Origin of the sequence: Mumia sp. ZJ430, from assembly GCF_011751845.1 — a bacterium.
Taxonomy (GTDB): Bacteria; Actinomycetota; Actinomycetes; order Propionibacteriales; family Nocardioidaceae; genus Mumia.
Genome location: NZ_JAAHFK010000002.1, coordinates 984,514 through 1,009,940, shown reverse-complemented (window position 1 = coordinate 1,009,940; position 25,427 = coordinate 984,514). Strand labels below are relative to the sequence as shown.

General features: G+C 69.2%; 23 protein-coding genes. 14 read left to right on the top strand and 9 right to left on the bottom strand.

What is annotated here, in order from left to right:
- Positions 1–75: 75 nt before the first annotated feature.
- Positions 76–720 (top strand): TetR family transcriptional regulator C-terminal domain-containing protein, encoded by a 645-nt coding sequence (locus HCT63_RS11365; RefSeq protein ID WP_167004290.1) that lies wholly within the window; start codon positions 76–78, stop codon positions 718–720.
- A 46-nt stretch (positions 721–766) separates the two neighbouring features.
- Here the strand turns inward: HCT63_RS11365 and HCT63_RS11360 are convergent, their stop codons facing one another.
- The 5 genes from HCT63_RS11360 to HCT63_RS11340 form a co-directional block, all read right to left on the bottom strand.
- Complete coding sequence (locus tag HCT63_RS11360) at positions 767–1,858, bottom strand: ABC transporter ATP-binding protein (RefSeq protein WP_167004287.1); 1,092 nt, start codon at positions 1,856–1,858, stop codon at positions 767–769.
- Positions 1,851–2,639 carry an ABC transporter permease gene (locus HCT63_RS11355; protein ID WP_167004284.1) on the bottom strand — a complete coding sequence of 263 codons (789 nt, stop codon included), beginning with the start codon at positions 2,637–2,639 and terminating at the stop codon, positions 1,851–1,853. The genes HCT63_RS11360 and HCT63_RS11355 overlap by 8 nt, the downstream gene beginning before the upstream one ends.
- The gene (locus HCT63_RS11350; RefSeq protein WP_167004281.1) at positions 2,636–3,478 is read right to left on the bottom strand and encodes an ABC transporter permease; all 843 of its coding nucleotides are present in this window, start codon (positions 3,476–3,478) and stop codon (positions 2,636–2,638) included. Before HCT63_RS11350 ends, HCT63_RS11355 begins: the two co-directional genes overlap by 4 nt.
- An 11-nt stretch (positions 3,479–3,489) precedes the next feature.
- Positions 3,490–4,536 carry an ABC transporter substrate-binding protein gene (locus tag HCT63_RS11345; protein WP_243843011.1) on the bottom strand — a complete coding sequence of 349 codons (1,047 nt, stop codon included), beginning with the start codon at positions 4,534–4,536 and terminating at the stop codon, positions 3,490–3,492.
- 153 nt (positions 4,537–4,689) lie between these two features.
- A complete protein-coding gene (locus tag HCT63_RS11340) occupies positions 4,690–5,463 on the bottom strand; it encodes an SDR family oxidoreductase (RefSeq protein ID WP_167004275.1) in 774 nt (257 codons plus the stop codon).
- Positions 5,464–5,902: 439 nt separating this feature from the next.
- On the opposite strand from HCT63_RS11340, the gene HCT63_RS11335 reads away from it, so the two are divergent.
- From HCT63_RS11335 to HCT63_RS11300, 8 genes are all read left to right on the top strand, one after another.
- The gene (locus HCT63_RS11335) at positions 5,903–6,673 is read left to right on the top strand and encodes a hypothetical protein (RefSeq protein WP_208322385.1); all 771 of its coding nucleotides are present in this window, start codon (positions 5,903–5,905) and stop codon (positions 6,671–6,673) included.
- A gap of 1 nt (position 6,674) precedes the next feature.
- On the top strand, positions 6,675–8,633 hold the full coding sequence (locus HCT63_RS11330) for a YhgE/Pip domain-containing protein (RefSeq protein WP_167004272.1): 1,959 nt from the start codon (positions 6,675–6,677) through the stop codon (positions 8,631–8,633).
- A 63-nt stretch (positions 8,634–8,696) separates the two neighbouring features.
- Positions 8,697–10,103, top strand: a complete 1,407-nt coding sequence (locus tag HCT63_RS11325) for a glutamate decarboxylase (protein ID WP_167004270.1) — start codon at positions 8,697–8,699, stop codon at positions 10,101–10,103.
- Between the two features lie 96 nt (positions 10,104–10,199).
- Positions 10,200–10,805 (top strand): hypothetical protein, encoded by a 606-nt coding sequence (locus tag HCT63_RS11320; protein WP_208322384.1) that lies wholly within the window; start codon positions 10,200–10,202, stop codon positions 10,803–10,805.
- A 35-nt stretch (positions 10,806–10,840) separates the two neighbouring features.
- Positions 10,841–11,860 carry a linear amide C-N hydrolase gene (locus HCT63_RS11315; protein WP_167004267.1) on the top strand — a complete coding sequence of 340 codons (1,020 nt, stop codon included), beginning with the start codon at positions 10,841–10,843 and terminating at the stop codon, positions 11,858–11,860.
- A 166-nt stretch (positions 11,861–12,026) separates the two neighbouring features.
- The gene (locus HCT63_RS11310; RefSeq protein ID WP_167004265.1) at positions 12,027–14,645 is read left to right on the top strand and encodes a LuxR C-terminal-related transcriptional regulator; all 2,619 of its coding nucleotides are present in this window, start codon (positions 12,027–12,029) and stop codon (positions 14,643–14,645) included.
- 172 nt (positions 14,646–14,817) lie between these two features.
- A complete protein-coding gene (mdlC, locus tag HCT63_RS11305) occupies positions 14,818–16,488 on the top strand; it encodes a benzoylformate decarboxylase (RefSeq protein WP_167004263.1) in 1,671 nt (556 codons plus the stop codon).
- Between the two features lie 188 nt (positions 16,489–16,676).
- Complete coding sequence (locus tag HCT63_RS11300; RefSeq protein WP_167004261.1) at positions 16,677–16,853, top strand: hypothetical protein; 177 nt, start codon at positions 16,677–16,679, stop codon at positions 16,851–16,853.
- Positions 16,854–16,951: 98 nt separating this feature from the next.
- Here the strand turns inward: HCT63_RS11300 and HCT63_RS11295 are convergent, their stop codons facing one another.
- The 3 genes from HCT63_RS11295 to HCT63_RS11285 are packed head-to-tail and all read right to left on the bottom strand — an operon-like array spanning position 16,952 to position 19,212.
- Positions 16,952–18,193, bottom strand: a complete 1,242-nt coding sequence (locus HCT63_RS11295; protein ID WP_167004259.1) for a sigma-70 family RNA polymerase sigma factor — start codon at positions 18,191–18,193, stop codon at positions 16,952–16,954.
- Between the two features lie 9 nt (positions 18,194–18,202).
- Positions 18,203–18,574 (bottom strand): YciI family protein, encoded by a 372-nt coding sequence (locus tag HCT63_RS11290; RefSeq protein WP_167004257.1) that lies wholly within the window; start codon positions 18,572–18,574, stop codon positions 18,203–18,205.
- 23 nt (positions 18,575–18,597) lie between these two features.
- Positions 18,598–19,212 carry a DUF998 domain-containing protein gene (locus HCT63_RS11285; RefSeq protein WP_167004254.1) on the bottom strand — a complete coding sequence of 205 codons (615 nt, stop codon included), beginning with the start codon at positions 19,210–19,212 and terminating at the stop codon, positions 18,598–18,600.
- 196 nt (positions 19,213–19,408) lie between these two features.
- Here HCT63_RS11285 and HCT63_RS11280 point away from each other — a divergent pair, with 196 nt between their 5' ends.
- From HCT63_RS11280 to HCT63_RS11270, 3 genes are all read left to right on the top strand, one after another.
- Positions 19,409–19,879: a hypothetical protein gene (locus HCT63_RS11280; RefSeq protein ID WP_243842991.1), complete on the top strand. Its 471-nt coding sequence runs from the start codon at positions 19,409–19,411 to the stop codon at positions 19,877–19,879.
- A gap of 62 nt (positions 19,880–19,941) precedes the next feature.
- Positions 19,942–20,781, top strand: coding sequence for an alpha/beta hydrolase (locus HCT63_RS11275; protein WP_167004251.1), 840 nt, complete (start codon positions 19,942–19,944; stop codon positions 20,779–20,781).
- A gap of 204 nt (positions 20,782–20,985) precedes the next feature.
- Complete coding sequence (locus tag HCT63_RS11270) at positions 20,986–21,153, top strand: hypothetical protein (RefSeq protein WP_167004249.1); 168 nt, start codon at positions 20,986–20,988, stop codon at positions 21,151–21,153.
- A gap of 20 nt (positions 21,154–21,173) precedes the next feature.
- On the opposite strand, the gene HCT63_RS11265 is transcribed toward HCT63_RS11270, so the two are convergent.
- A complete protein-coding gene (locus tag HCT63_RS11265; protein WP_167004246.1) occupies positions 21,174–21,881 on the bottom strand; it encodes a GAF and ANTAR domain-containing protein in 708 nt (235 codons plus the stop codon).
- Between the two features lie 228 nt (positions 21,882–22,109).
- Between HCT63_RS11265 and HCT63_RS11260 the strand changes: the two genes are divergently transcribed.
- Both HCT63_RS11260 and HCT63_RS11255 read left to right on the top strand, forming a co-directional pair.
- Positions 22,110–24,317, top strand: a complete 2,208-nt coding sequence (locus HCT63_RS11260) for a glycoside hydrolase family 15 protein (protein WP_167004244.1) — start codon at positions 22,110–22,112, stop codon at positions 24,315–24,317.
- A 70-nt stretch (positions 24,318–24,387) separates the two neighbouring features.
- Positions 24,388–25,413, top strand: a complete 1,026-nt coding sequence (locus HCT63_RS11255; protein WP_167004241.1) for a zinc-dependent alcohol dehydrogenase family protein — start codon at positions 24,388–24,390, stop codon at positions 25,411–25,413.
- Positions 25,414–25,427 lie beyond the last annotated feature (14 nt).

Here is a 25,427-nt window from a genome sequence, read left to right as displayed (position 1 = left end):
TGTCAACGCCCTGAGCCCTTGAGTTCCTACGATCGACGCATGGGGCTCGTCAGGGCTCGACCTACAGGAGGAAATGTGGCATCCGTCCGAATCGGTCGACCGCCTCTCAACGACGAAGCCGTCGAGCAGCGCCGCTCCCACATCCTGGGGGTAACCCTCGCCCTCGTCGCGCGCGACGGCGCCGACCGCGTCCGCCTGCGTGACGTGGCACAGGAGGCGAGCGTCTCGGTCGGCATGCTCCAGCACTACTTCGCGACGCGCGACGCGCTGCTGCACGAGGCGTTCTCGGCGCACGCGCAGGAGGTCGTCGCCCGCGTCGAGGTCGCGTCGCGCGCCGACGTCGACCCGTGGGAGCGCATCCGGTCGCTCGTCCTCAGCATCACCAACCCCGAGGACTACCTGCAGCGCTGCTCGCTGTGGGTCGAGTTCGCCGCGGCGGCCTCGCGCGACGTCGGGCTGCGCACGCTGATGACCGAGGCGTACGGTCGCTGGCGCGTCCCGCTGAACGACGCGGTTCAGGCAGGGGTCGACGCAGGGATCTTCCACCCCGTCCTCCCGCCCGCGTCGGTCGTCGAGAACCTCCTCGCGCTCATCGACGGGTACGAGGTCGCGCTCGCGATCGAGGAGAAGACCGACGTCGACAAGGTGGCCGACGAGATGACCGCGGTCGCGGGGGCGCTGCTCGGGTACGACGCCGGCGCCGCGGCGGACGCCGGCTGATCCGGGCACGGGCTCACCGGTGCCCGGACGAACCGGCTGTACGACCTCAGCTCCCGAGGACGACGCAGTCCTCGGCCGACCATGTCGCGCTGACCCGGTCTCCGCGCTCGAAGCGTGACCACTGCGCCGAGCGGGCGATCTTCGCGTGGACCTCGTCGCCGCCGTCGCCGGCGACGATGTACTTCACCTGCGACCCCAGATAGACGACGTCCGCGACGCGGCCGGTCATCTGGTTGACGGCCGACTTCGAGTCCTCGGCAGGGGAGAGGCGGACCATCTCCGGACGGATGATGACCGAGGCCGGTGACCCCTTCGGTGTCGCACCCCGCTCCGGGCCCGCCGCGATCCAACCGTCGCCGACGACCGTCCCGTCGCCCTGCGACTCGCCCGCGAGGATGGTCGAGTCACCGACGAAGTCGGCCACGAACGTCGTTGCCGGACGCTCGTACAGGTCCTCTGCCGTGCCGAGCTGCTCGATCACGCCGTCGTTGTAGATCGCGATCCGGTCGCTCATCGTGAGCGCCTCTTCTTGGTCGTGCGTCACATAGACGACCGTGCTGCCGACCCGGCGGCAGAGCCGCATGATCTCCAGCTGCATGGTCTCGCGCAGGCGCTTGTCGAGTGCGCCGAGCGGCTCGTCCATGAGCAGCAACCCGGGCTCGAAGACGAAGGCGCGTGCCAGCGCCACCCGCTGCTGCTGGCCGCCGGACAGCTCAGCCGGCCGCCGGTCGGCACACTTCTCGAGCTCGACGAGCTCGAGCGCGGCGAACGCACGGCGCATCGCCTCCTTGCGGCCGACACCTCGCATCTCGAGCGGGAACGCGACGTTGCGCTGCGCGCTCAGGTGCGGGAACAGCGCGTAGTTCTGGAACACCACGCCGATGTTGCGCGCGTGCGCGGGCGTCCTGGTGATCTCGCGCCCGTCGAGCGTGACCGTCCCGGCGTCGGGCTGCAGGAACCCGGCGACCATGTTGAGCGTCGTGGTCTTCCCCGAGCCCGACGGGCCGAGCATCGTGAGGAACTCGCCCGGCTTCAGGTCGAGGTCGATCTCGTGGACGGCGACCGCATCGCCGAACCGCTTGGTGACCCCTGAGAGGGTCAGGGCTGCACCGGTCGCGACCGGGCTGTTGTCAGGCATCTCGTTCACTCCTGCGGAGGACTTGCATGGCGATGAGCGCGAGGCTGGAGACGAGCAGGAGGCACGTCCCGAGCGCCGCGAGGGTGGGGGTGACCTGCGTGCGGACCTGGATCCACATCTCGACCGGGAGGGTGCGGGTCTGCGCGTCGGTCAGGAAGATCGACACGACGACCTCGTCCCAGGACGTGACGAACGCGAAGAGCGCACCCGCGACGACGCCGGGGAGCAGGAGCGGCAGGATCACACGGCGCAGCGTCTGGAACGGCTTGGCCCCGAGGCTCGCGGCGGCGCGTTCGTAGACGGGGTCGAGCTGCGCGAAGCTCGCGCCGACGGCGATGACGACGAAGGGGATCGCGAGCACGGTGTGCGCCAGGATCAGGCCGAGCACCGTGCCGTTCAGCTGCCAGGTGAGGAACACGCTGTAGAGGCCGACGCCGAGGATGATCGGCGGCACGACGACGGGCGCGATGCTGCCGCCCTGGATCACGCGTCCGTACACGCCCAGCTTGTTGAACCCCCACGCCGCCAGGGTCCCGAGGACCGTGGCGAGCACCGTCGAGCCGAGCGCGACCTGCAGGCTGTTGAGGGCTGCCGTACCCCACTCGGGCGAGGTGAGCAGCTCGTCGTACCAGTGCGTCGTCCACTCGCCGTTGAACACGCCGAGCGTCGACGAGCCGTTGAACGACATCGGGACGACGACCAGCGTCGGCAGGAGCAGGAAGCACGCGGTGAGGACGGTGGCAGTCGTCAGTACGACCCACCGTACGGGTGGCTTCTTCATCGTGAGGCCCTCCCGAGGCGCTTGGCGAACAGGGCGACCACCATGAGGATGATCAGCGTTCCGGTCAGCAGGACGATGCCGAGCGCGCTCGCGGTCGTCAGGCCGAACTGCTCGACCTGCTCGGCGATGACCTCGCCGAGCATCGCCTGGCTCGGGGCACCGAGCAGCGCCGGCGTGATGTAGAAGCCGAGCGAGATCGTGAAGACGAGCAGGCAGCCGGCGGCCAGGCCGGGCAGGGTCAGCGGCAGGAAGACCCGCACGAACCGGCGCCACGGCGTCGCGCCGAGGCTGGAGGCCGCGAGCAGCAGCCGGCCGTCGACGCGTGCCATCGCCGTGTAGAGCGGCAGCACCATGTACGGGAGCATGATGTGGACCATCCCGATGAGGACGCCGGGCGTCGTACGGATGAGCGACACCGGGTCGTCGGTGATCCCGAGCCCTTGCAGGGCCTGGTTGATCAGGCCGCTGTCCTGCAGGAGCGCGATCCACGCGAAGCTGCGGACGAGCAGGCTGGCCCAGAACGGCAGCAGCACGAACGCCATCAGCGCCAGGCGCAGGCGCGGCGAGACCTTGTTCATGACGTACGCGTACGGGTAGGCGAGCACGAGGCAGAGGAGGGTCGTCGCGCCCGCGATGGTCAGCGTGTTCGCGAAGACCTTGCGATAGACCGGCGACGTCATGATCGCCTCGTACGTGGCGAGCCCGCCGCTGGCGCTCTCGCGCGCCATCTGGACCAGCGGATAGAGGAAGAAGACGCCGAGGAAGAGGACCAGGGGGACGACAAGGGTCCACCCCCCGCCGCCGGGGCCGAGACGGCCCCGTCGGCGAGGGGCGGGCACCGTGCCGACCGTCACGCGGGGACCCAGGCGTTGAACGTCTCCATAACGCCCTCGAGGTTCTCGGCCCACCAGTCGTCGTTCATCGGGACCTGGGTGTCGAGGTGGTTGCTCGGACGGTTCGGGTTGGCCCGTACGGTCTCGTCCTCGGCGGCCTCGCGGTTCACGGAGCCGTAGTCGATCAGCTGGGTGAACGCGACCTGCGGGTCCTTCGTGACCATGTAGGCGATGAGCTTCATCGCCTCCTCCGCGTTCGGCGAGCCCTTCGGCACCATCCAGTACGCGTCCTGGCTCAGCCAGGTGTTCCAGTCGATCTTGACCGGGCTCGCCTTGCCGGCGTCGACGGCGCGGCCGACCCACACGAGGCCCATCGTGACCTCGCCGGACTCGAGCAGCTGCTGGCTCTGGGCCGCGGTGTCCCACCAGACGATGCGGTCCTTGATGGTGTTGATCTTCTTGAGCGCGCGGTCCACGTCGAGCGGATAGAGCTCGGCCTCGGGGACGCCGTCGGCGAGCAGTGCCGCCTCGAGGATCCCGCCGGCAGCGAACTTGTTGACGGCCCGCTTGCCGGGGAACTTCTTGGTGTCGAAGAAGTCGGCCCACGACGTCGGCGCCGTGGGGAGCTCGTCCTCGCGGTACGCGAGCACGGTGCCCTCGACGTCGGCGCCGGCACGGAACTTGTCGGCGTACCCGTCGAGCAGCGAGGCCTTTTCGACGATGTCGTAGTCGATCGGCTCGAGCCACTTGCCCTGGCTCTCGTTGCCGAAGTCGTTGGCGAGGAGGACGACGTCCCACTGCGGCTTGCCGGACTCGACCATCGCCCGCAGCTTCGCGTTCTCGGAGGGGCCGTCCTGGACGATCTTCACGTCAGGGTTCGCCTTCATGTACGGCTCGAAGAACGCCTCCGCCTGGGCTTCCTGGTAGGGCCCTCCATAGCTGGCGACGGTCAGCGTCGTCTTGCCGTCGTCAGAGGCATCGGCGCCACAGGCGCTTACAAGGGCGAGCGGAAGCATGGTCGCCGCGATCGCCGCGATCGTCCGGCATCCGAGGGATGTCTTCATGGTCACGTGTGCACTCCTGCATCGGCGGGCCGGGGCCCGGTTTTAAGTAGTGCACTATTATTAATGTCACCTTGTCAAGGGCTGCGGCGCAACCGTGGACGCTTTGAGACCAAGTTGGTGGGTGGTGCGAGCCCTCGAGGAACGTGGTGCGGCCTACCTCGCGGCATGTCGCAGGTCGGCGAGGACTCCCGCAGGCTCCTGGTCCAGCGGGAGTGTCGCCCGGTCGTGCGCACCGTTGAACGCCGACGCAGTCGACGGCAGCGGGTCGGGGTCGGTCGACGCGAACGCCGCCTCCCAGTCGTCGAGCGGAGGGCCGTCGACGGAGAACACCTCGACGGTGCGGCCGGTCGCCGCAGGCGTGCGGAGTGCGTGGACCAACGTCTCGGCGACGTGCCGGCGCCGGACCGGGCCGTATTCGGTCAGGTCACCCTGTCGCAGGTCGACCCGTTCCTCGTCGCCGGTGCCGGTGTCGAACCATCCCGGCCTCACGATCGTATACGGGAGGCCGCTGGCTCGGAGCAGGCGCTCGCCGCGCCGCTTCCAGCGGAGCAGGTCGGCCGCGTCGTCGCCGGTCCCGGTGCCGGTCACGCCGATCGACGTCATCAGGGCCACCCTCGCGGTGCGGTCGCCGAGGGCCTCCACAAGCGTGCGCACTGCACCGTAGTCGACCGCCTCGTAGTCCCCGGACCCGTATGGGGCGCCGTGGGTCATGACGACGGCCTCCACGTCGGTGAGCGCAGCGGCCACGCTTGCCACGTCGCTGAAGTCGCCACCGGCGATCTCCACCGCCGGATCCGCGATGCTGCGCGCGCGTCGCGGGTCGCGGGTCAGCACCCGCGCGGTGCCTCCCGCCCGGGTCAGCTCCGCCACCACAAGCCGTCCGACAGATCCGGTGCCGCCGAGGCAGAGGACGGTGGTCGCTCCCATGTCTCCATTGGACCCCCGATCGACGCCGAACGGGTATGGCACGGGCTCGAGGAGGTCGGCAGGTGGGCCGCGGCGAACCTGAATGTGTGGTATTGACCGCTCGCCAACGCTTTTGCAGTTTCTTGTACGGCAAATCTGCGGATGCCGAAATGCTGTCCTATGGTGGCGCTTACGAAGCATGATTCCGCAATCTCGGGTAGGCGTCACGACGTTCCGTCGACGCGGCCCCGGCCTATCTCCGAGTGCCGCGACTGCATTCTCGCGGTGCTACCACCTTGTGCCCGAGTCAGAAATGGAACCCACGGTGAAGAACGACACTCTCCACGACGCCGAATGGCACGCTCGCACGCTTCTGCTGTCATTGCGTACGCCTTCTCGACGACGGCAGATGTGACACCGGATATCAACCGTCATCGTCCGCTGAACGAGGGGGAAGTGCGTGACCGTGTCAACCGGGGGGCCTGAGTCGGGCTCGAGCGAGCTTGCGTGGGGAAGTCCTGAGGTCGATGATCCGCAGCCGCTGCTGCTGGAGGCGACGTCGATCGGGGTCGACGCATCATGGGGCCAGATCTACGGCCCCATCGACCTGTCGATCCGTACGGGTGGTCTCACGGTGCTCGCGGGTCCTGGGGGTCGAGGGCGGGTCGCGCTGCTGCTCACCCTCGCCGGGAGGATGAAGCCGACGACCGGCTTCTTGAAGGCGTTCGGTCGCATCAACGACGCCCACGACCTCTTCTCCAAGGCCATCGTGGCAGACATCGACGAGATCGACGGGATCGCCCAGGCCATCCGCGTGCACGACCTCATCACCGAGCAGGTGCGCTGGGAGGCGCCTTGGTACCGGTGGGTCAGGCAGTCCCGGCAGGAGGACCTGGAGCGGATCTGCCGGCCGGTGTTCGGCGACCTCACCCTGCCCGCGATGGACGCGTACGTCGAGGAGCTCCCGGAGCTCACCGCCGCGCTGCTGCGGATCGCCGTCGCCAACACGCACAAGCCGCCGCTGCTGGTCGTCGGGGGAGTGGACGCGCTCTCGAGCGTCCGCGCGACGTACAAGCTGCTCGACCGGCTGATCGTGCTCGGCACGGAGCAGACCGTCATCACCGCGGACATCAACGCCGGGTACGGAGACCGCCGTCTGCACGACGTGATCGACGTGCCGAACCTCATCGACAACGAGTTCGTCGAGCTCGAACGAGAGGCGTTGAGCTGACATGTTTGCCGCCTTCTCCCCGGGAAGCGACCTCAAGCGCTACTACCGCGGACGCATGCCGCGCCTTGCGCTCGTCGTCATCGTCGCGATGCCGCTGCTGTACGGCGCGCTCTATCTCTGGGCGTTCTGGAACCCGTTCGCGGCCGCCGACAAGATCCCGGTCGCCCTCATCAACGACGACGTCGGCGCGGTCGTGCAGGGGGAGAAGCTCGACGCCGGCAAGCAGGTCGCGGACGGCCTCATCGCCTCCAAGCAGCTCGACCTGCACCTCGTCTCGGCGAAGGAAGGTGCCGACGGCGTTGCCGACGGGACCTACTACTTCTCCGTCACCCTGCCGAAGGACTTCAGTGAGGCGGTCGCCTCTCCGGCCGGCGACAAGCCGCGGTCGGCGGACCTCATCTTCACGTACAACGACGTGAACAACTACCTCGCGACGATCATCGGGCAGGACGCGGCGCAGCAGGCGGTCAACGAGATCTCGGCACAAGTGGGGGTCAAGACCTTCGAGATCGCGTTGAACGAGGTGACCAACGACCTGGTGCCGAAGGTGAAGGAGGCGTCCAGCGGCGCCACCCAGCTCGACACGGGTCTGGTGAAGCTGAACTCCGGGGCGCAAGAGCTCTCGACCAAGATGGTCACCGCCAAGGACGGCTCTGCCGAGCTCGCGAGCGGTGTGGACGAGCTCGACGCGAAGGTCGACTCGGTGACCGGGGTCCTGCTGGCCGAGATCGACAAGTCGGGCATCACCGGCGCGGAGATCAGGACCACGGCGAACCAGCTCAAGGTCAACGCGAACGAGGTCGTCAAGGTCCTCGACGACGTGACCTCCGCGCAGGCCGTCGCGAGCCAGCGCCTCGACACGGTGGTCGCGCAGCTGCGAGCGAGCGGCGACGCAGCGGAACGCCGGTTGGCCAACGCCCTGAGCCCGGTGCAGGACGCGCTCGCGACGAAAGGGCTGGGCCCGCGCGCGAACGACCAGCTGACTGCGATCCGGGGCGACGCCCGGTTGCTCGATTCCGAGCTCGGCAACTCGCAGAGCCGGATCAGCGGGGCCCTGCGCGTCCTTGAGAGCGGCGAGGTCGTCAGCCAGATCAAGACCGCCCGCACCGACGTGGGGAAGCTGAAGAGCGGCGCCGACGAGCTGAGCTCCGGACTGGTGAAGCTCAGCAGCGGAGCAGACCAGCTCTCCGCCGGCACCAAGACGGCCTCGGCCGGGTCCGCCGAGCTGGCGAGCGGCCTGAAGCAGGGGGTCGGCATGATCCCCTCCTGGTCCGACGAGCAGCGCAGCGACATCGCCAAGGCCCTCGCGAAGCCCGTGCAGCTCCAGGAGGACTACCTCCACAAGGCGCCGACCTTCGGCACCGGCTTCGCACCGTTCTTCTTCGGGCTCGCCCTGTTCGTCGGCGGCATCATCGCGTGGATGCTCTTCACGCCGCTGCAGACGAGGCCGCTCGTCCAGGGGTTGGGGTCGTTCCGCGTCGTGCTCGCGTCCTACGCGCCGACGTACGCGATCGGGGTGCTCCAGGCCGGGCTCCTCTATGCCGTCGTCGTGTTCGCGATCGGGCTGAGACCGACGCATCCGTGGGCGACCTTCGGCTTCATGCTGCTGATCGTGGCGATGTTCCTCGCCATGATCCAGATGTTCAACGCGCTGTTCGGGCCCGCGGTCGGACGCGTGGTGACGCTCGCCTTCCTGATGATCCAGCTGGTCTCCGCAGGCGGGATCTATCCCGTCCCGACCACCACCAAACCGTTCCAGTACATCCACGTGATCGACCCCATGACGTACACGGTCACGGGGCTACGGCAGCTGACCGTCGGCGGGATCGACAGCCGGCTGTGGGTCTCGATCACGGTCATCGTCTGCCTCACCGTGCTGTTCCTCGCCGTCTCGACGTGGGCGGCCCGACGAAATCGGCAATACACCATGGACCGGCTCTATCCGCCGATCGAGGTCTAGGAATCGTCGGCCCGCACCGGCTGCGGGCCGCGAACAATCACTCGTCACCGAGAGAGGACACCCATGTCCGTCAGACACACCAACGCTCGCCAGACCACCAACATCGGCGAATCGCTCATCGTCAACCCCGTCTTCGTGCGCCCGGGGGAGGCCACGGAGATGCCGAAGTTCGAGATGCCCGACCGTGCGAGCCTCCCTGAGACCGCGTACCAGATCGTCCACGACGAGGCGATGCTCGACGGCAACGCGCGGCTCAACCTCGCGACGTTCGTCTCCACGTGGATGGACGACGAGGCGAAGAAGCTCTACACCGAGACCGCCGACAAGAACATGATCGACAAGGACGAGTACCCCCAGACGGCGGCCATCGAGGAGCGCTGCTGGCGGATCCTCGCCGACCTCTGGCACGCGCCGGACGGCGCCGCCACGATCGGGACGTCGACGATCGGCTCGTCGGAGGCCTGCATGCTGGGCGGTCTCGCCCTGAAGCGGCACTGGCAGACCCGGCGCCGCGAGGAGGGCAAGTCGGTCGAGTCGCCGAACCTCGTGCTCTCGACCGGCGTCCAGGTGTGCTGGGAGAAGTTCTGCAACTACTTCGAGGTCGAGCCCCGCTGGGTCCCGGTCTCGGAGGAGCATCTCGTTCTCGACGGCCACGACCTGGAGAAGTACGTCGACGAGAACACGATCGGCGTCGTCGGGATCATGGGGCAGACCTACACCGGCATGTACGAGCCGATCGCCGAGATCGCGAAGAAGCTCGACGAGATCCAGGCTGCGACCGGGTTGGACGTAAAGATCCACGTCGACGGCGCCTCGGGGGCGATGATCGCCCCGTTCTGCCAGCCCGAGCTCGAGTGGGACTTCCGTGTCGAGCGGGTCGTCTCGATCAACACCTCGGGCCACAAGTACGGCCTGGTCTATCCGGGAGTCGGGTGGATCGTCTGGCGCGACACCGAGGCCCTGCCCGAGAGCATGGTGTTCCACTGCAGCTATCTCGGTGGGAACATGCCCACGCTCGCGCTCAACTTCTCGCGTCCGGGCGCGCAGGTGCTCCTGCAGTACTACATGTTCCTGCGCCTCGGTCGCGACGGCTATCGCGAGGTCCAGCAGAGCTCCCTCGATGTGGCGCAGTACCTCTCGTCCGCCATCGAGAACATCGGTCCCTTCACGCTCGTGAGCAGGGGCGACACCATCCCCGTCTTCGCGTGGAAGCTGAAGCCGGACCACACCGCCAACTGGAACCTGTACGACCTGTCGGACCGGCTCCGGATGAAGGGCTGGCTCGTCCCGGCGTATCCGCTCGCCGACGACCTCGCCGAGGTCACGGTGCAGCGCATCGTCGTACGGGCCGGGCTGAGCCACGACCTGGCCAATGCACTCCTACGGGACCTCGAGGGTGAGGTCGCCTACCTCGACGGCCTCAAGGCTCCACTGCCCCGCGAGGTCGCAGGTGCGCACTTCCATCATTGAGATCGCCATCATCGACGGCGAGCTGCCATGAGCGAGATCGCACAGAGCTCGTCGCTGCAACGGGCGGCGCTGACACCGACGCTCACCAAGCAGTGCGTGGGGTTCATGATCGGCTCCGCGCTCTTCGCCCTGGGGTCTGCCCTCGCGCTGGGCGACTGGGCGTCGGCCGCGACGTCGAACATGTGCTACTTCGTCGGCGCCTGGTTCTTCACGGCTGCGGGCCTGGCCCAGCTGCTCATGAGCGGGGCCGTGACCGTACCGGTGTCCTACGGGAGGGGGACGATGGTGCGGGCGGAGTGGCTGGCGGCCGCGACCCAGTCCTTCGGCACCGTGCTTTTCAACGTGAGCACGACGGCCGCGCTCGAGGCGAGAACCGTCTCCGCGCAGAAGCACTTCGTCTGGTCGCCCGACGCGGGCGGGTCGGTGGCGTTCCTCGTGAGCGGTGTTTTCGTGATCGTCGCCTACAACCACCTCAACAAGGCATGGAGTCCAGGCGAGCGACAGTGGTGGTCGGCCCAGATCAATCTTGTCGGGTGCGTGGCATTCGCGATCTCGGCGGTGGGCGCCTACATCCTGCCCGGTGGGGATTCTGTCAACAATGCCGTGGCAAACGTCGGCACTCTGATCGGTGCGGTGTGTTTCTTCATGGCGTCGTTCATTGTTCTGCCGCGGCGTGAAAGGAGCCGAGAAAGCCACTCGTGATGTCCAGCATTTCGTACACCTGAAAGCGAGAAGATATGTGCACGAGAGTCATTTGGCCGGACGCCGCCGGATCGGTGATCGTCGGTCGCAACATGGACTACCACCGCGACCTGGGGACCAACCTCTGGAAGCTGCCGCGCGGCATCTCCCGCGACGACGGAGTGAAGGGCGAGCTCACCTGGACGGCGAAGTACGGGAGCCTGGTCGCCACGGCGTTCGACATGATCTCGGTCGACGGCATCAACGAGGCGGGGCTCTCGGGGCACGTCCTGTGGCTCGCCGAGTCGACGTACGAGCCGCGTGACGAGTCGCGGCCCGCGCTAAGCCAGGCCGTCTGGCTCCAGTACTTCCTGGACAACCATGCGACCGTCGCGGAGGTGGTCGCGTGGATCCAGGGCAACGACGCACAGGTGGTTCAGCTGACCGACCCGTCGAGCGGCGAGGTCCCGGCGATCCACCTGGCGCTGGACGACGCGACCGGCGACTCGGTGATCATCGAGTACATCGACGGCAACGCGCAGATCCACCACGGTCGCGACTACAAGGTGATGACGAACTCGCCGACCTTCGACAAGCAGCTCGAGCTGGTCGCGCATGTCGACGGGCTGGGGGGTGACAAGCCGCTCCCGGGCTCGACGCTTGCCACCGACCGCTTCGCCCGTGCGCTCTACTACGTCGGTCGGCTGTCGCAGCCGCAGTCGCAGGTCGAGGCGATCGCGGCGATGTTCAGCGTGATCCGCAACGCGGCACAGCCGTTCCGCGTGCCCGACCCGGGCAAGCCTGACGCCTCGCAGACGATCTGGCAGGTGGTCGCCGACCTCACGAACAAGCGGTACGTGTTCGAGTCGACGACCCGCCCCAACATCGTGTGGGTGGACCTGGCCGACCTCGACTTCAGTGAGGAGTCGCCCACGCTCAAGCTCGATCTGCTGAGCAAGCTCGCGCTCGAGGGCGGGATCGCCGGCAACGTCAGCGACAAGTTCGAGGATGACGGCGCGCTCAACTTCCTGACGTTGGCGATGGTCGACGCGCTCAAGGCCGGCGCGAAGGACTGAGGTCTCGCTCCTCCTGTGCTCCTGGTTGTCGGGACAGGGGCACAGGAGGAGTGAGCGGCTTACCGTGCGGGGCTGACAGGTTCCGCGATAATTCATGACATGGATAAATACGGCGTGTCATCGGGGCGCGCTCTCCATGAACGGACTCTCGGGGGCGAGGATGAGCGTGGGCGTAGCCAGCTCAGAGCAGAGGATGGCGCCGAGCGGAGGCGGGTTCCGGTACGCGGTCCCGCGGTTGCCGCGGCCGTTGGCCAAGCGGGGGAGGCTGCTCGAGCGCCTCGACTCACAGGTCCCGCTCGTGGTCGTACGAGGGCCGGTCGGCATCGGGAAGACCACGCTCGTCGCCCAGTGGATCGCCTGCCTACCTGACGTCGCCGATGCCGCGTGGGTGACCCTGGACAGGGACGCCCGTAGCGCCGACGACCTCTGGGAAGAGGTGCATCAGGCGCTGGCCGTGACCGGCGTCCTCGCCTCTGACGCCGATGACATCGGGGCACGTCTGGCGATCCGACGCGCGCTCCACGCCTGGGCCGCCCCGGTGATCCTTGTGGTCGAGGCGTACGAGCGCGTCCACGGGGACGAGGCTCACCGCGAGATCGCCGAGATGCTCCGTCAGTGCCCGAACCTCCGTGTCATCGCGTGCACCCGAGACGACGGCCGGCTTCGTGAGGCGTGCCGACAGCAGGGCGTCGAGTCGGACGTCATCGACGTGCGTGACCTCCTGCTGACCCGGGAGGAGACGCACGCGCTCTTCGAGTCGTTCGGACTCGCGCTCCCGCCGGCGAGGTTGGCTGACCTGCACCGCGAGACGGGCGGGTGGCCGGCGATCCTGTGGACGATTGGCAACGCCCTCGCGCACGAGCCCTCCCCATGGACGCTGCCGGTCGACGAGGTCGTCCGGCATCATGCCCACGAGTGGGTACGCAGCGAGGTGCTCCCGGCGCTGGCGCCGCTGGCCTCGACCGAACGGGTCTTCCGGATGACGGTCCCCGCTCGGCTCGACGACGAGGTCGCCCGCTTCGTGAACGGAGGCGACGATCCGCGGCCCGTCCTCGACTGTCTCGTCTCCCACGGCCTTCTGGTCTCGACGCCGACCGCGCCGACGCCGACCTACGTCTGGCCTCGGCTCGTCCGCTCCGCGCTCCTGTCCCTGTTCGTGTCGGAGCGGCCCCAGGTCGTCAGGCGCCTCGACAGCGAGCTGGCCGACTGGTTCCGCGCTCACGGGGATCACGCCCACGCCTTGGCGCACGCGCTCGCGGCGGACGACCTCGATCGCGCTCACGAGACGGTCGAGGAGGGCTGGCTCAGTCTGCTGGCCGTCGACCAGGACGGGCTCGAGGCCTTCTTCACCCGGCTCCCTGCCGCTGATCTCCCGCAGCGCCCCAAGCTTCGGGCGATCCATGAGCTGGTCGAGTCGTTGCGTGGAGACGGTGCGGCGGCGTCGGAAGGCCCGGTCCTGCTCGGCCGTACGGAGCTCGAGCTGATCGGTCGGTCGAGCGACCCGCGGTGCGCGCTGGACGACGGGCTCCTCTCGCTCCTCTCGCTGCGCCGGCACGGCGACCTCGGTCAGGCCCGCGACATCGCCGTACGCCTCACCTCGATCGCGGCGGCGGCGCGGGGCGCGTCGTCCGACCACGTCGGGGACCTGCTCTGCCCGGTCTTCAAGGAGACCGGCATCCTCCATCTGGTCGCAGGTGAGACGCGCGCCGCCAAGGAAGCCCTGACGTGGGCGTACGAGACGGCCTCGTCGTCTCGCATACCGGGGGCTGCGCGCGACGTGAGCGCCGCCCTCGCCCTGACCCTCGCGGTCGACGGTGACGTCGCCGAGGCCGAGGCGTGGATCGCTCAGCACGCGAAGCTGTCAGAGACGAGCCTCGATGCCGAGGCGCCGAGCGAGCAGGACGTCAGCACCGCGATGGCCCTGGTGGGGGTGGAGCGCCTCGACCGACGACTCGTCAAAGAGGCGTTGGAGCGCGGGCTCCGACCGCCGGAGGCCTCGAACGAGCTGTGGTTCCACGAGCTGTACGCACGCGGGCAGGTCGCTCTCCTGTGGGGAGACCGCATCGGGATGTTGCACCGCATCGCGGCTGAGAGGTCGCGCCGTGGGCGCAGGGTCGTCGCGGGATCGCTCGCCGAGGCCGTGGTGGCCGCCGTCGAGGTCGACCTCCTGATCTCGCTGCAGTGCGCGTCGCGTGCCAGCGGACTCCTGGCCTCCATCGAGTCGGACCACCCGATCGTCGACCTGGCCCGTGCGCGGCTCGCGCTCGTCGTCGGCGACCACCGCACAGCCCAGCGGATCGCGGGATCGCGCCGTTGGGACGACCGCTGCAGCAGCCGCGTGCGTACGGACCTGAACCTCACCTACACCGCGGCCGTCCTCGCGGGAGGGGACGAGGGCGAGGCGCTCGCAGACTTCGGTCGCGCGCTCTCGATGGCCGACGGCGGGATCTACAGGCCTTTCGCGATGATCCCGCGCGACCTGCTGACTGCCGCGGCGGGACAGCTTCCCACGCTGGCCACGGTGGTCGCGGCGCTGGACGACGCTCACGTACGGGATGTGCTCCCCAGGCAGCTCGAGATCGTCGAGCTGACTCCTCGGGAGGAGGTCGTCCTCGCGGAGATCGCGACCGGCCGCACCATCGATGACATCGCCCAGACCCTGCACGTCTCGGTGAACACCATCAAGTCCCAGACCCGCAGCCTCTATCGCAAGCTCGGTGTCCGCTCGCGCGACGAGGCCGTTCACGCGGCGGCGATCCGCGGGATGCTCGACCCCTCCCGCTGACGGGGCTCCCAGGGGGTGAAGCCGTGGGTGAAGTCTCCGATCTGGGATGGTCTGCCCCTGTGTCGTACGGCGTAATAGTTGCAGGGGATGAATCAGCCGGAAACGGTGACTTGCCTCGGGGGGGCGGGGCCTCGGATTGGGGGATCTGAGGCCCCGCCTGACGTTTGCGCCCATGTCGCGACGCGGCAGCTGCGCCGAAGGGAGAACGGTGTCCACGACAGTGCGAGAGGCTACGTTCCAGCTGTTGCGTGAACTGGGGATGAGAACAGTCTTCGGAAATCCGGGTTCGACGGAGGAGACTTTCCTCAAGGATTTCCCCGAGGACTTCACCTACGTCCAGACCCTCGCTGAGGCATCGGCGGTGGGGATCGCAGATGGCTTCGCCCAGGCCAACCGTGTGCCGGCCCTCGTGAACGTGCACACCGCCGCGGGTCTCAGCAACGGGATGTCCAACATTCTCACTGCATCGATGAACCGCACGCCACTGATCATCACCGCAGGCAACCAGACGCGCGACATGCTCCTGATGGAGCCGTGGCTGACCAATATCGAACCGACCGAGCTGCCCAAGCCTTGGGTGAAGTGGAGCTACGAGCCGGTCCGTGCGGGCGACGTCCCGGCGGCCTTCATGCGGGCGTACGCGGTCGCGACGCAGCCACCGGCCGGCCCCGTCTTCTTGTCGATCCCGCTCGACGACTGGGACCAGACCGCGGACGGCGTGGCGGTCGTCCGCTCGGTCGCGACCAGGACCGCGCCCGACCCGGAGCGGATCGCTGACTTCTGCGCGCAGCTCTCCGCTGCGGTGAATCCCGTCCTGATCTTTGGCTCGGCGATCGCCCGAGGCCGAGGATGGGACCAGGCGGTCGCGCTCGCGGAGAAGATGGGCGCTCCGGTGTGGGCGGCGCCAGCCTCGGAACGGCCTCCGTTCCCCGAGAACCACCCTCTTTATGCGGGAGGGCTCCCGTTCGCGATCGGTCCGCTCTCGGAGAAGCTCAGCGGCCACGACGTGGCCCTCGTGATCGGTGCACCGGTGTTTCGCTACTACCCGTACGTGGCCGGACCGTACCTTCCTGCCGGGCTTCGGCTGCTGCACGTCACCGACGACCCGGTGGAGGCGGCGAAGGCCCCGGTCGGGGACAGCCTGCTCGGCGACGCGGTCCTCACGCTGGAGGCTCTCGCGGCCGATGTCGCCGCTCGGACAGCGCCTTCGAGCAGTGTCGTCACGCAGCCGCACCGCCTCGCGCCGCATCCGGCCGCCCCCGCTGGCGAGGCCGAGGCGCGAGACGCCAGGCTCACCCCGCTCGCGTTGTTCCGGACCCTGCGCGCAGCGGCGCCAGCCGAGACCGTCCTCGTCGAGGAGTCGCCCTCGAACCTGGGTGAGCTTCACGCGGCCTGGCCGGTCGAGCGCCCCGACTCGTTCTTCACGTTCGCCTCCGGAAGCCTCGGCTGGAACCTCCCCGCATCGGTCGGGATCGCGATGGCCGAGCGCGACAGCGGCCGCAACCGTCCCGTCCTCGCCGTCATCGGCGACGGATCGCTGCAGTACTCGATCCAGGCGCTGTGGACCGCAGCGCAGCACGCGCTGCCGGTCGTCGTGGTGGTGCCCCGCAACGCCGAGTACGCGATCCTCAAGTCGTTCGCTGTGCTCGAGGAGACTCCGGGAGTCCCCGGCCTCGACATCCCGGACCTGGACATCGTCGCGCTCGCGAACGGCTACGGCTGTCACGGCGTCCTCGCTGAGACCTCCGACGACGTCAGCTCGGCCCTTGCCGCAGCGTTCGACCGCTCCGGCCCCACGGTGATCGTGGTGCCGGTGACACCGACGGTGCCGCCGCTGATCTGAGCTGTCGCTAGCCGGTAGCGCGGCCGAGCAGGTAGTCGCGCTCGACGGTCGGATCACGTTGTTCTCCACCGCACTCGACCTCACCGCCCGGAACCGCCCGGAGACCGTGATCTCGGCATCCCGGCAAGACCTTCATGGTCCTGGACGACGAAGACGACGAGGTTGAGTACGACGATGAGGATGAAGAAGTGGGCGCCGAGGGCCCGATCATGTCGGTCTTCGGGCGCCATGACTTCGTCGTGCACGACGATGATGCCGTGGTCGCCGCCGGACGTGAGGCGTACATGCGGGCGTGGCCGAACGAAGAAGACGAAGACGACGACTCCGAGGGCAACCCGTTCGAGCTCGTGGCTTCCGAAGAGTGAGTCGGCGCGCCGGCACGTCCTCGCCCTACTCGAGCCCTTCGAGGGCCTGGATCTGTGAAGGCGCCAGCGAGGAGAGCGCTCGACAGTGCGTAGACCGTCTAGTGCGCCTCCGCGCGGCCGAGCAGGTAGTCACGCTCGACCGCGTTGTGCGTGAGCTCCGCGGCCTCGCGGAAGGCGACGGCCGCTTCCGAACGACGCCCGAGCTCGTCGAGCAGGTGCGCCCGTACGGCCCGTACGCGCTGCCGCGTCAGGGCGTCACCGCTGAGACCGAAGCGCCGGTCGAGGTCGTCGAGCAGGTCGAGCCCACGCTGGGCGCCGAAGGCTCGGGCGACCGCGACGACACGGGAGAGTCGTACGGGACCGGTCGGGGTGAGGCGCTCGAGCCAGAGATAGAGCGCGGCGATCTGCGGCCAGTCCGTCGCGTCGTCGCGAGGCGCCGTGTCGTGGACGGCGGCGATGGCGGCCTGGAGCTGGTACGGCCCGACCTCCCGCTGCGCCCACGCGCGCTTGAGGATCTGCTCGCCCTCGGCGATCATCGTGCGGTCCCACCGGCTGCGGTCCTGCTCGTCCAGCGGCACGAGACGGTGCTCGCCGTCGGTGCGGGCGTCCCGCCGAGCCTCGGTCAGCAGGAGGAGAGCGAGCAGGCCGGCGACCTCGGGGTCGTCCGGCGTCTGCGCGAGGGCCGTCCGCGTGAGACGAATCGCCTCCGCGCTGAGGTCGATCCGGCCGAGGTCGTCCCCGGAGCTGGCGGTGTAGCCCTCGTTGAAGATCAGGTAGAGGGCGCGCAGGACGGAGGCCATGCGTGACGCGCGGTCGGCACTGGAGGGGGCGACAAGGCGGGTCCCCTCTCGGACGAGCTGGTGCTTGGCCCTGCTGATCCGGGTGCCCATGGTGGCCTCGGAAGTGCCGTACGCGTGTGCGATCTCCGCGGTCGTCAGTCCGCCGACCGCGCGCAACGTGAGCGCGACCTGCGAGGTCGGGCTGAGCGTGGGGTGGCAGCACAGCAGGAGCACAGTGAGGCTGTCGTCGTCCTCGATCACGGCAGGTCGCCGGTCCGGCTCTCGGTCGGCCAGCTCGGACGTCCCGACGAGTCGTTCGCGCCGGTGCCGAGCCTGCTCGGAGCGCAGGATGTCGACCATCCGTCGGTAGCCGATCCGGATCAGCCACCCGCGCGGGTCGACCGGCACGCCGTCCGCCGGCCACTGCCGGGCCGCCGCGAGGAGCGCTTCTTGGACCGCGTCCTCGGCGACGTCGAAGCGGCTGAACCGTCGTGCGAGCGCGCCGAGCACCTGCGGCGCCTCGCTGCGCAGCAGGTTCTCGATCGACCTCTCCTCGGACATGGACCGACCTCAGGCGGCGTAGTCGTCGCCCATGATCGGCCGGATCTCCATGGGTTCACCGAGGACGTCGACCATCCGGCCGACGATCTCGACCGCCCGCTCCTGGCTCGCGCAGTCGATGACCGCGAAGCTCGCCAGGACCTCCTTCAGCTCGGCGAACGGCCCGTCGGTGGCGACTACCCCACCGTCTGTCTTGCGGACGGTCGTCGTCACGGCGGGGTGTCCAAGCCCTTCGCTCGTCACGAACTCCCCGGTCTCGCGGAGCTCGGCCTCGAACTTCTGGTACGCCTCGAAGGCGGCGAACGCCTCCTCCGAGGGGACGTCGGCGGTGGCCGCGTCCCAATCGGCCGACGGCGTGTAGCTGAGAAGCAGGTACTTCATGAGGTTCCTCCTGGGCGGGACGGTCACGAGGCGAGACGGCGAAGGTGCAGGGCGTACGCCGACACCCATCCGAAGGCGACCAGGCCGGTGACGGCGATCTGGATGCTCGCGTGGGTCGGCGACACGGGGACGAGCAGGATCACGGCGGCGAGTCCGCTGCCGATCGCGGGCAGCGTACGACGCGCGCCGATCGCGCGCACGGTCAGCACGACGCAGGCGACGGCGAGCGCGGTGAACGCGACCGCGGCAGCTCCGGAGTGCACCACGCTGTGCCAGGACATCTCCGGCGCCGGGGCGTCCGGGGTGCCGGCCGGGAAGGCGTACTGCGGGTCCATCACGAACAGGCCGGCGACGGCCAGTCCGCCCCCGAAGACGCCGATGAGGATCGGCAACCAGCGCCGACCGACGCCGGTGGTCACGAGGCGGCGGTGTGCCACGGCGAGGCCGAGCACGCCGAGACCGGCGATGACGAACGTCGCCCTCTGGACCCAGCCGAGGTCGCCGGTCGAGAGCTGGCTGATCGGGTGCTCGCGCAGGTCGAACCCGTCACGCGTGACCATCTGCGCGATCGCGGAGGTGTAGAACACGGGGCCTGCGAGGGCTGCCGCGGCAAGGAGCCGCCGGGTGGGTGTGCTCATGGTCTGCCCTTCCTGGAGACGCCGTCTGGAGTCGCCGTCACCGCCACCTCGTTGCGGCCGCGAGGATCTCGACATCGCGCGCCAGGTGATCTGGATCACGTCACGCGCTCATGTCGCGATGTCGAGACCGGCGAACCGGCTCCGAGGTATCAGTGACGGCACCCCTCGGGGTGCGCACCACTGGAGAGGAGCTCGCATGAGCACGAAGGACACGACGGCCGCCGACATCGACGCGTACGGGATGGAGGCGCCGCCTGCACCGAGCAAGGCGCTCGTCGCACTCGATCGCCTGGTCGGGACCTGGGAGGTGACCGGCGGCGCCGAGGGCGTCGTCACCTACGAGTGGATGGACGGTGGCTACTTCTTGATCCAACGCGTCGAGCTGTCACAGTTCGGGCAGGCGACGACGGGGTTCGAGGTCATCGGCAACCTCCGTCCGTTCGGTGAGCCGGCAGGGGATGATGTCGTCTCGCGGTTCTACGACTCGACCGGCAACACGCTCGACTACGTGTACGAGCTCGACGGCGACACGCTGACGATCTGGGCGGGCGCCAAGGGGAGCCCCGCGTACTTCCGTGGCACCTTCACCGACGGTGACCGCAGCATGGCGGGGGAGTGGGTCTATCCGGGAGGCGGCGGCTACCCGTCCACCATGACCAGGCGCTGACCGTACGATCGGGCATCACGGCCGCGTTCGTCAGCGGCACCGGCGAAGACGGGCGGTTCGGCATGCCTCTCCATGCTCCTGACGGGACGCTGTTGGCCTACCGCTGCATCGGGGCTGGCGCGCCGCTCGTCTGCGTCCCGGGTGGCCCGATGCTCCCGGCTGACTATCTCGGAGACCTCGGTGGCCTGAGTGATCACGCCGAGCTCGTCCTCGTCGACCCCCGAGGGAGCGGTGCCTCGGGGACGCCGGCGGACCCGGCGACGTACCGGTGCGACCGGCTCGTCGACGACCTCGAGACGCTCCGCCTCCATCTCGGGCTCGACCGTGTCGCTCTGCTCGGGCACTCGGCCGGGGCGAACGTCGTGTTCCGTTATGCCGAGCGCTATCCCGACCGCGTGGATCGGCTGGTGCTGGTGACACCGAGCACGCGGGCCGTCGGTGTCGAGATTAGCGACGCGGCGCGGTCGGAGGTGGCGCGATCTCGGTCGGCCGAGCCCTGGTACGACGCAGCCGCAGCCGCACTGGCGCGGGTCCAGTCTGGGGCCGCCGGGGACGGTGACTGGGCGGCGATCACCCCGTTCAGCTACGGGCGCTGGGACGCGGAGGTGGCCGCGTACGACGCCGCGATGGAGGCGTTGCGCAACGCCGTGGCGGCGCAGGCGTTCGGGGCGGACGGGGCGTTCGAGCCGCCGGCGACGCGGGCGGCGCTGGCCGCACTCGACGTCCCGGTCGTGGTCATCGCCGGCAGCGCGGACGTGGGCAACCCCGTCGACGCGATGTCGGAGGTCGCCGGCCTGTTCCCCCGTGGTGAGCTCGTCGTCCAGGAGGGCGCCGGGCACTTCCCGTGGGTGGACGACCCGGCGTCCTTCCGCACGCTCGCCGTGCGAGCCCTCAGCCGGTAGCGGAGGGCATCAGCAGGTGTCACCGCACCAAGCCTTCGACGCCCTCGCGGACGGCGAAGGCAGCGATCACCAGCGCGGCGAGTCTTCGTACATCGCTCCATCCGCCTGCTCGGCCGAGAGCCGCTTGGGTCCGCTGCAAGTGGGTACCCGTCCAGCACGTCCGGGCGAGGACGCCCGAGGACGGTGGAGACAGGGGGTCAACAGGTGGGACGAAACAAGGACGACGCTGTGTCGGTCGAAGATGCGGCGGCGACGTACGAGAAGCGGAGCAGGCGCGCAGACCGGGTGAGATGGCTGGTGGTGGCGACGGGCTCGATCCTTCTCGCTGCTGTCGTCGCGATCGGGATCGCAGGGCTGGAGCCGCTCGGCTGACGCCAGGCACGCTGGATCGTTCAGTCGTCTGCTCCCCGCTCGTACTCCTGGTTGGTGCTGTCGACGATCTCCTGTGCGATGCCACGGAGCTTGATGTTGCTGGTCGACGACGCGCGAACGAGGAAGTGGAACGCCTGGTCCTCAGTGATCTTGTAGCGCTCGCAGACGATCCCGATGGCCTGCCCGATCACCTTGCGGGTCACCAGCGCATCGTTGAGGTGCTCCTCCTTGCGTGCACGTCCCAGCGCGATGGTCGCGTGGGAGGCGAACAGGGCCGCGAGCTCGACGGCTCCTGCGGCGATCGTGTCGGCGTGGACCGAGTAGAGGTTCAAGCCTCCGAGCGTCTCGTCCTCGTTGAACAGCCGGACGCCCAGCTGGGCGCGCAGGCCGGCCCGTGCGGCAGCCGGCATGTAGTCGGGCCACCTCGGGTCCTCTGCTGCCTTCTCGACCGGCACGATGGGGAACTCGCGGATCGCGTCGACACATGGTCCCTGGCCCAGCTGGTACTGAAGGGTGTCGAGCTCCCAGACCAGCTGGTCGGTGCCGGCGAGCGTCTCGATCTCGCCGTTGCTGTGGGCGACCGAGATGCCGACGTGGTCGAACCCCGGCACGGTGTCGCGCGCGGCCTTGACGATCGCATCGAGAGTGGCTTCGAGCGAGCGGGGCTGGTGGATCGCCCGCGCGGCATCGGTCAGCGCCTGGGCGATCTCGAGAGATCCTGCGTTCATCGCACCTCCTCGCCTGACCGTACTCCGATGCGCTCGAGCCGACACGTCACTGCTGTACGAACCCGTGGTCGCATCGCACGCAAGTCCGTTCTGTCGTGTCTGCACGTCGTCCTCGCGGAGGAGTGGGAGCACCTCCGCCTTGCCCTCCGCGACCTCGACGCAATCGAGGCTCGTGGTTTGTGAAACCGGTCGAGGGGAACCAGTCGGGCAGCGTTACGGAGGTCCCTCATGTCCGCACACCGCCCGATCCCGCATCCTCGCGCCGCTCTGGCGCCCACCGCAGCACTGCTGCTCGGTGCCTCGCTGCTCGCCAGCCCGTCGGCCGCCGCGGCACCCGGTGTTCCCGCACCCGGTGGTCCGGGAGTCAAGAGCACCTGGACCGAGGCCGACAAGACCGGCTTCGGCACCGCGCGCGACCGACGCAGCAACGTGTGGTTCACGCTGCAGCGTGGCCGGGTGAGCGAGGTGTTCTATCCGGACCTGTCGACGCCCAGCGTGCGCAGCCTCGAGCTCGCCGTCACCGACGGTGCCACGTTCACCGACCGCGAGGCCGTCGACATGCGCCCGGCCACCGCCCGTCCTGATGCGCGCAGCCTGCGGTTCCGCCAGGTCGGCGGCCGTCCCGGGCGCTATCGCGTCGTCAAGCAGGTCGTGACCGACCCACGTCGTGCCGCGCTCGTGGTCCGTGTGCGGCTGCAGTCGCTGGACGGTCGCCGCTACCGGCTCTTCGTCCGGCACGACCCGGCGCTGAACAACGGCGGCATGGACGACCGCGCCCGTACGGTCGGCCAGACGCTCGTGGCCTCCGACGGTCAGGTCGCCACCGCGTTGCGTGCGCAGCCGCGGCTCGGAGCGAGCAGCAACGGCTACGCCGGGCTGGCCAGCGACGGGTGGCCAGACCTGCGCGACGACCACAGGCTCGATCGACGTCACCGATCGGCCGGTCCCGGCAACGTCGTCCAGACCGCACGCGTGAGTCGCGTCGACGGGCTGCCCGGTCGGCAGCGCGCGACGCTGACGCTCGGCTTCGGACGAGGTGTGTCCGACGCGCGTGCGACCGCCGCGTCGAGCGCGCGTGCCGGTTGGTCGTCGCTGCAGCGCCGGTACGACCGAGGCTGGCACCGCTACCTCGCCGGCCTGAAGCGGGTGCCGGCGGCCGCGGCCCCGGTCAGGCGCCAGTACCTCGCGTCGGCGCTCGTGCTCGCGGCTGCCGAGGACAAGCGCAACCCCGGCGCCGTCGTCGCCTCGCCGTCCGCGCCGTGGGTGTGGGGCGACGAGGTGCCGGACCTGTCGTCGCCGTCCGGCGCCTATCACCTGGTCTGGTCGCGCGACTCGTACGAGTTCGGCAGCGCGATGTGGGCCATGGGCGACGAGGCCGCCGCACGGCGGATCGTCGACTGGCTGTTCCGTGTCCAGCAGAGGCCTGACGGGTCCTTCCCGCAGAACTCCGACGTGCAGGGCACCCCTGTGTGGTCGGAGCTGCAGCTCGACGAGGTGGCACTGCCGATCGTGCTCGCGAGGCTTACCGGCAAGACCGACCGCCGGACGTACGAGGGCGTGAAACGTGCCGCGACCTTCCTCGAGCGCTTCCGCGACGAGGAGACGGGGCGCCCCGCCCCGTACTCGCCCCAGGAACGCTGGGAGAACCAGTCCGGCTACTCGCCGAACTCGATCGCCGCGCAGATCGCGGGTCTCGTGTGCGCCGCTGACATCGCCCGCACGAACGGTGACCCGGCGTCCGCGCAGCGCTGGCTGAGGCTCGCCGACAGCTGGGCGGCGCAGGCGAAGGGCTGGACCGTCACCACCAACGGTCCGCTCTCGACGAACCCGTACTTCCTGCGGCTGACGAAGAACGGCCTGCCCAACACCGCTTCGCCATACCAGATGGGCGACGGCGGGCCCGTGCAGATCGACCAGCGCCGCGTGGTCGACCCCAGCTTCCTCGCTCTCGCACGGTGGGGGATCCTGCCCGCCGACGACCCGGTGATCGCCTCCTCGCTGGCCGTGGTCGACCAGGAGCTGAAGGTGCAGACCCCGAACGGACCGTTCTGGCGGCGGTTCAGCCTCGACGGCTACGGAGAGACGCGCGACGGCGGCCAGTGGGAGATCACCGAGCCAGGCACCTTCACGACCCTCGGTCGCGGTTGGCCGATCCTCACCGGCGAGCGCGGAGAGCAGGAGGTGGCGGCAGGGCGCGACGCGTCCTCGTACCTCGCCACGATCGCGGCGTCAGCCAACGGTGGCGACATGATCTCCGAACAGGTGTGGGACGGTCGGCCACCGACCGGACGGCCATGCTGTACGGCCGGGGAGGGCACCCGTGCGGCGACGCCGCTGGTCTGGTCGCACGGCCTGCTCGTGCGGCTGGCGTGGACGATGCAGCGTGGCCGTCCGGCGGACCAGCAGGCCGTGGTCGCACGGCGCTACCTGGACTGAGCACGACGGACCCGTCCGCCGAGCGCGTCGGTGCGAGGGCGGGGAGAGTGGCGGTGAGGAGGTTACCGACATGCGTGGAGTCATGATGTACGCCCCCGGCGACGTCCGTACGGAGGAGCGAGACGACCCGCAGATCGTCGAGCCGACGGACGCGATCTTGCGATTGACCGCGACTTGTGTGTGCGGGTCAGACCTGTGGCCGTACCGCGGCGTCGAGCCGATGGCCGCGTCACCGGCGGCGATGGGGCACGAGTACGTCGGGGTGGTCGAGCAGATCGGGTCGGACGTGAAGAACGTCAAGGTCGGCGACTTCGTCGTCGGCTCGTTCGTCGCTTCCGACAACACGTGCGAGATCTGCCAGGCCGGCTACCAGTCCCGCTGCATCCACCAGGTGATGATGGGCGCGCTCGGGACGCAGGCAGAGCGGGCGCGCGTCCCGCTGGCCGACGGCACGCTCGTCGCGACCCCCGGACAGCCGGATGACGATCTGATCCCGTCGCTGCTCGCCGCGTCCGACGTGCTCGGGACCGGCTGGTACGGGGCGGTCGCCGCCGAGGCCGGTCCGGGCAAGACCATCGCCGTCGTCGGCGACGGTGCGGTCGGTCTCTCGGCGGTGCTCGCGGCGAAGCATCTCGGCGCCGAGCGCATCATCGCCTTCAGTCGGCACCCCGCACGCCAGGCCCTGGCTCGCGAGTTCGGCGCGACCGACATCCTCGAGGAACGCGGCGAGGAGGGCGCGGCGAAGGTGGTCGAGCTCACCGCCGGGTACGGGGCTCACGGGGCGGTCGAGGCTGTCGGCTCTCAGGAGGCGATGTGGCAGGCGATCCGCGCGACGCGCCCCGGCGGGTACGTTGGAAACGTCGGTGTCTCCCACGGCGTGGAGCTCGACGGCACGGAGCTGTTCTTCACCAGCGTGCACCTGCACGGCGGGCCCGCCCCGGTGCGCCGGTTCCTCCCTGAGCTCATCCAGCTGATCTGGGACCGTACGATCGATCCCGGCAGGGTCTTCGATCTCGCCCTGCCTCTCGCGGATGCTGCTGAGGCCTACAGGGCGATGGACGAGCGACGAGCGACGAAGGTCCTCCTGACCTTCTGACGTACGGGCCGCCC

Coding starts and splice junctions, on each gene's coding strand:
- HCT63_RS11360 (WP_167004287.1), bottom strand. CDS start 1,858: ATGCCTGACAACAGCCCGGTCGCGACCGGTGCAGCCCTGACCCTCTCA.
- HCT63_RS11355 (WP_167004284.1), bottom strand. CDS start 2,639: ATGAAGAAGCCACCCGTACGGTGGGTCGTACTGACGACTGCCACCGTC.
- HCT63_RS11345 (WP_243843011.1), bottom strand. CDS start 4,536: ATGAAGACATCCCTCGGATGCCGGACGATCGCGGCGATCGCGGCGACC.
- HCT63_RS11340 (WP_167004275.1), bottom strand. CDS start 5,463: ATGGGAGCGACCACCGTCCTCTGCCTCGGCGGCACCGGATCTGTCGGA.
- HCT63_RS11330 (WP_167004272.1), top strand. CDS start 6,675: ATGTTTGCCGCCTTCTCCCCGGGAAGCGACCTCAAGCGCTACTACCGC.
- HCT63_RS11325 (WP_167004270.1), top strand. CDS start 8,697: ATGTCCGTCAGACACACCAACGCTCGCCAGACCACCAACATCGGCGAA.
- HCT63_RS11315 (WP_167004267.1), top strand. CDS start 10,841: ATGTGCACGAGAGTCATTTGGCCGGACGCCGCCGGATCGGTGATCGTC.
- mdlC (WP_167004263.1), top strand. CDS start 14,818: ATGTCGCGACGCGGCAGCTGCGCCGAAGGGAGAACGGTGTCCACGACA.
- HCT63_RS11295 (WP_167004259.1), bottom strand. CDS start 18,193: ATGTCCGAGGAGAGGTCGATCGAGAACCTGCTGCGCAGCGAGGCGCCG.
- HCT63_RS11290 (WP_167004257.1), bottom strand. CDS start 18,574: ATGAAGTACCTGCTTCTCAGCTACACGCCGTCGGCCGATTGGGACGCG.
- HCT63_RS11285 (WP_167004254.1), bottom strand. CDS start 19,212: ATGAGCACACCCACCCGGCGGCTCCTTGCCGCGGCAGCCCTCGCAGGC.
- HCT63_RS11280 (WP_243842991.1), top strand. CDS start 19,409: ATGAGCACGAAGGACACGACGGCCGCCGACATCGACGCGTACGGGATG.
- HCT63_RS11275 (WP_167004251.1), top strand. CDS start 19,942: ATGCCTCTCCATGCTCCTGACGGGACGCTGTTGGCCTACCGCTGCATC.
- HCT63_RS11265 (WP_167004246.1), bottom strand. CDS start 21,881: ATGAACGCAGGATCTCTCGAGATCGCCCAGGCGCTGACCGATGCCGCG.
- HCT63_RS11260 (WP_167004244.1), top strand. CDS start 22,110: ATGTCCGCACACCGCCCGATCCCGCATCCTCGCGCCGCTCTGGCGCCC.
- HCT63_RS11255 (WP_167004241.1), top strand. CDS start 24,388: ATGCGTGGAGTCATGATGTACGCCCCCGGCGACGTCCGTACGGAGGAG.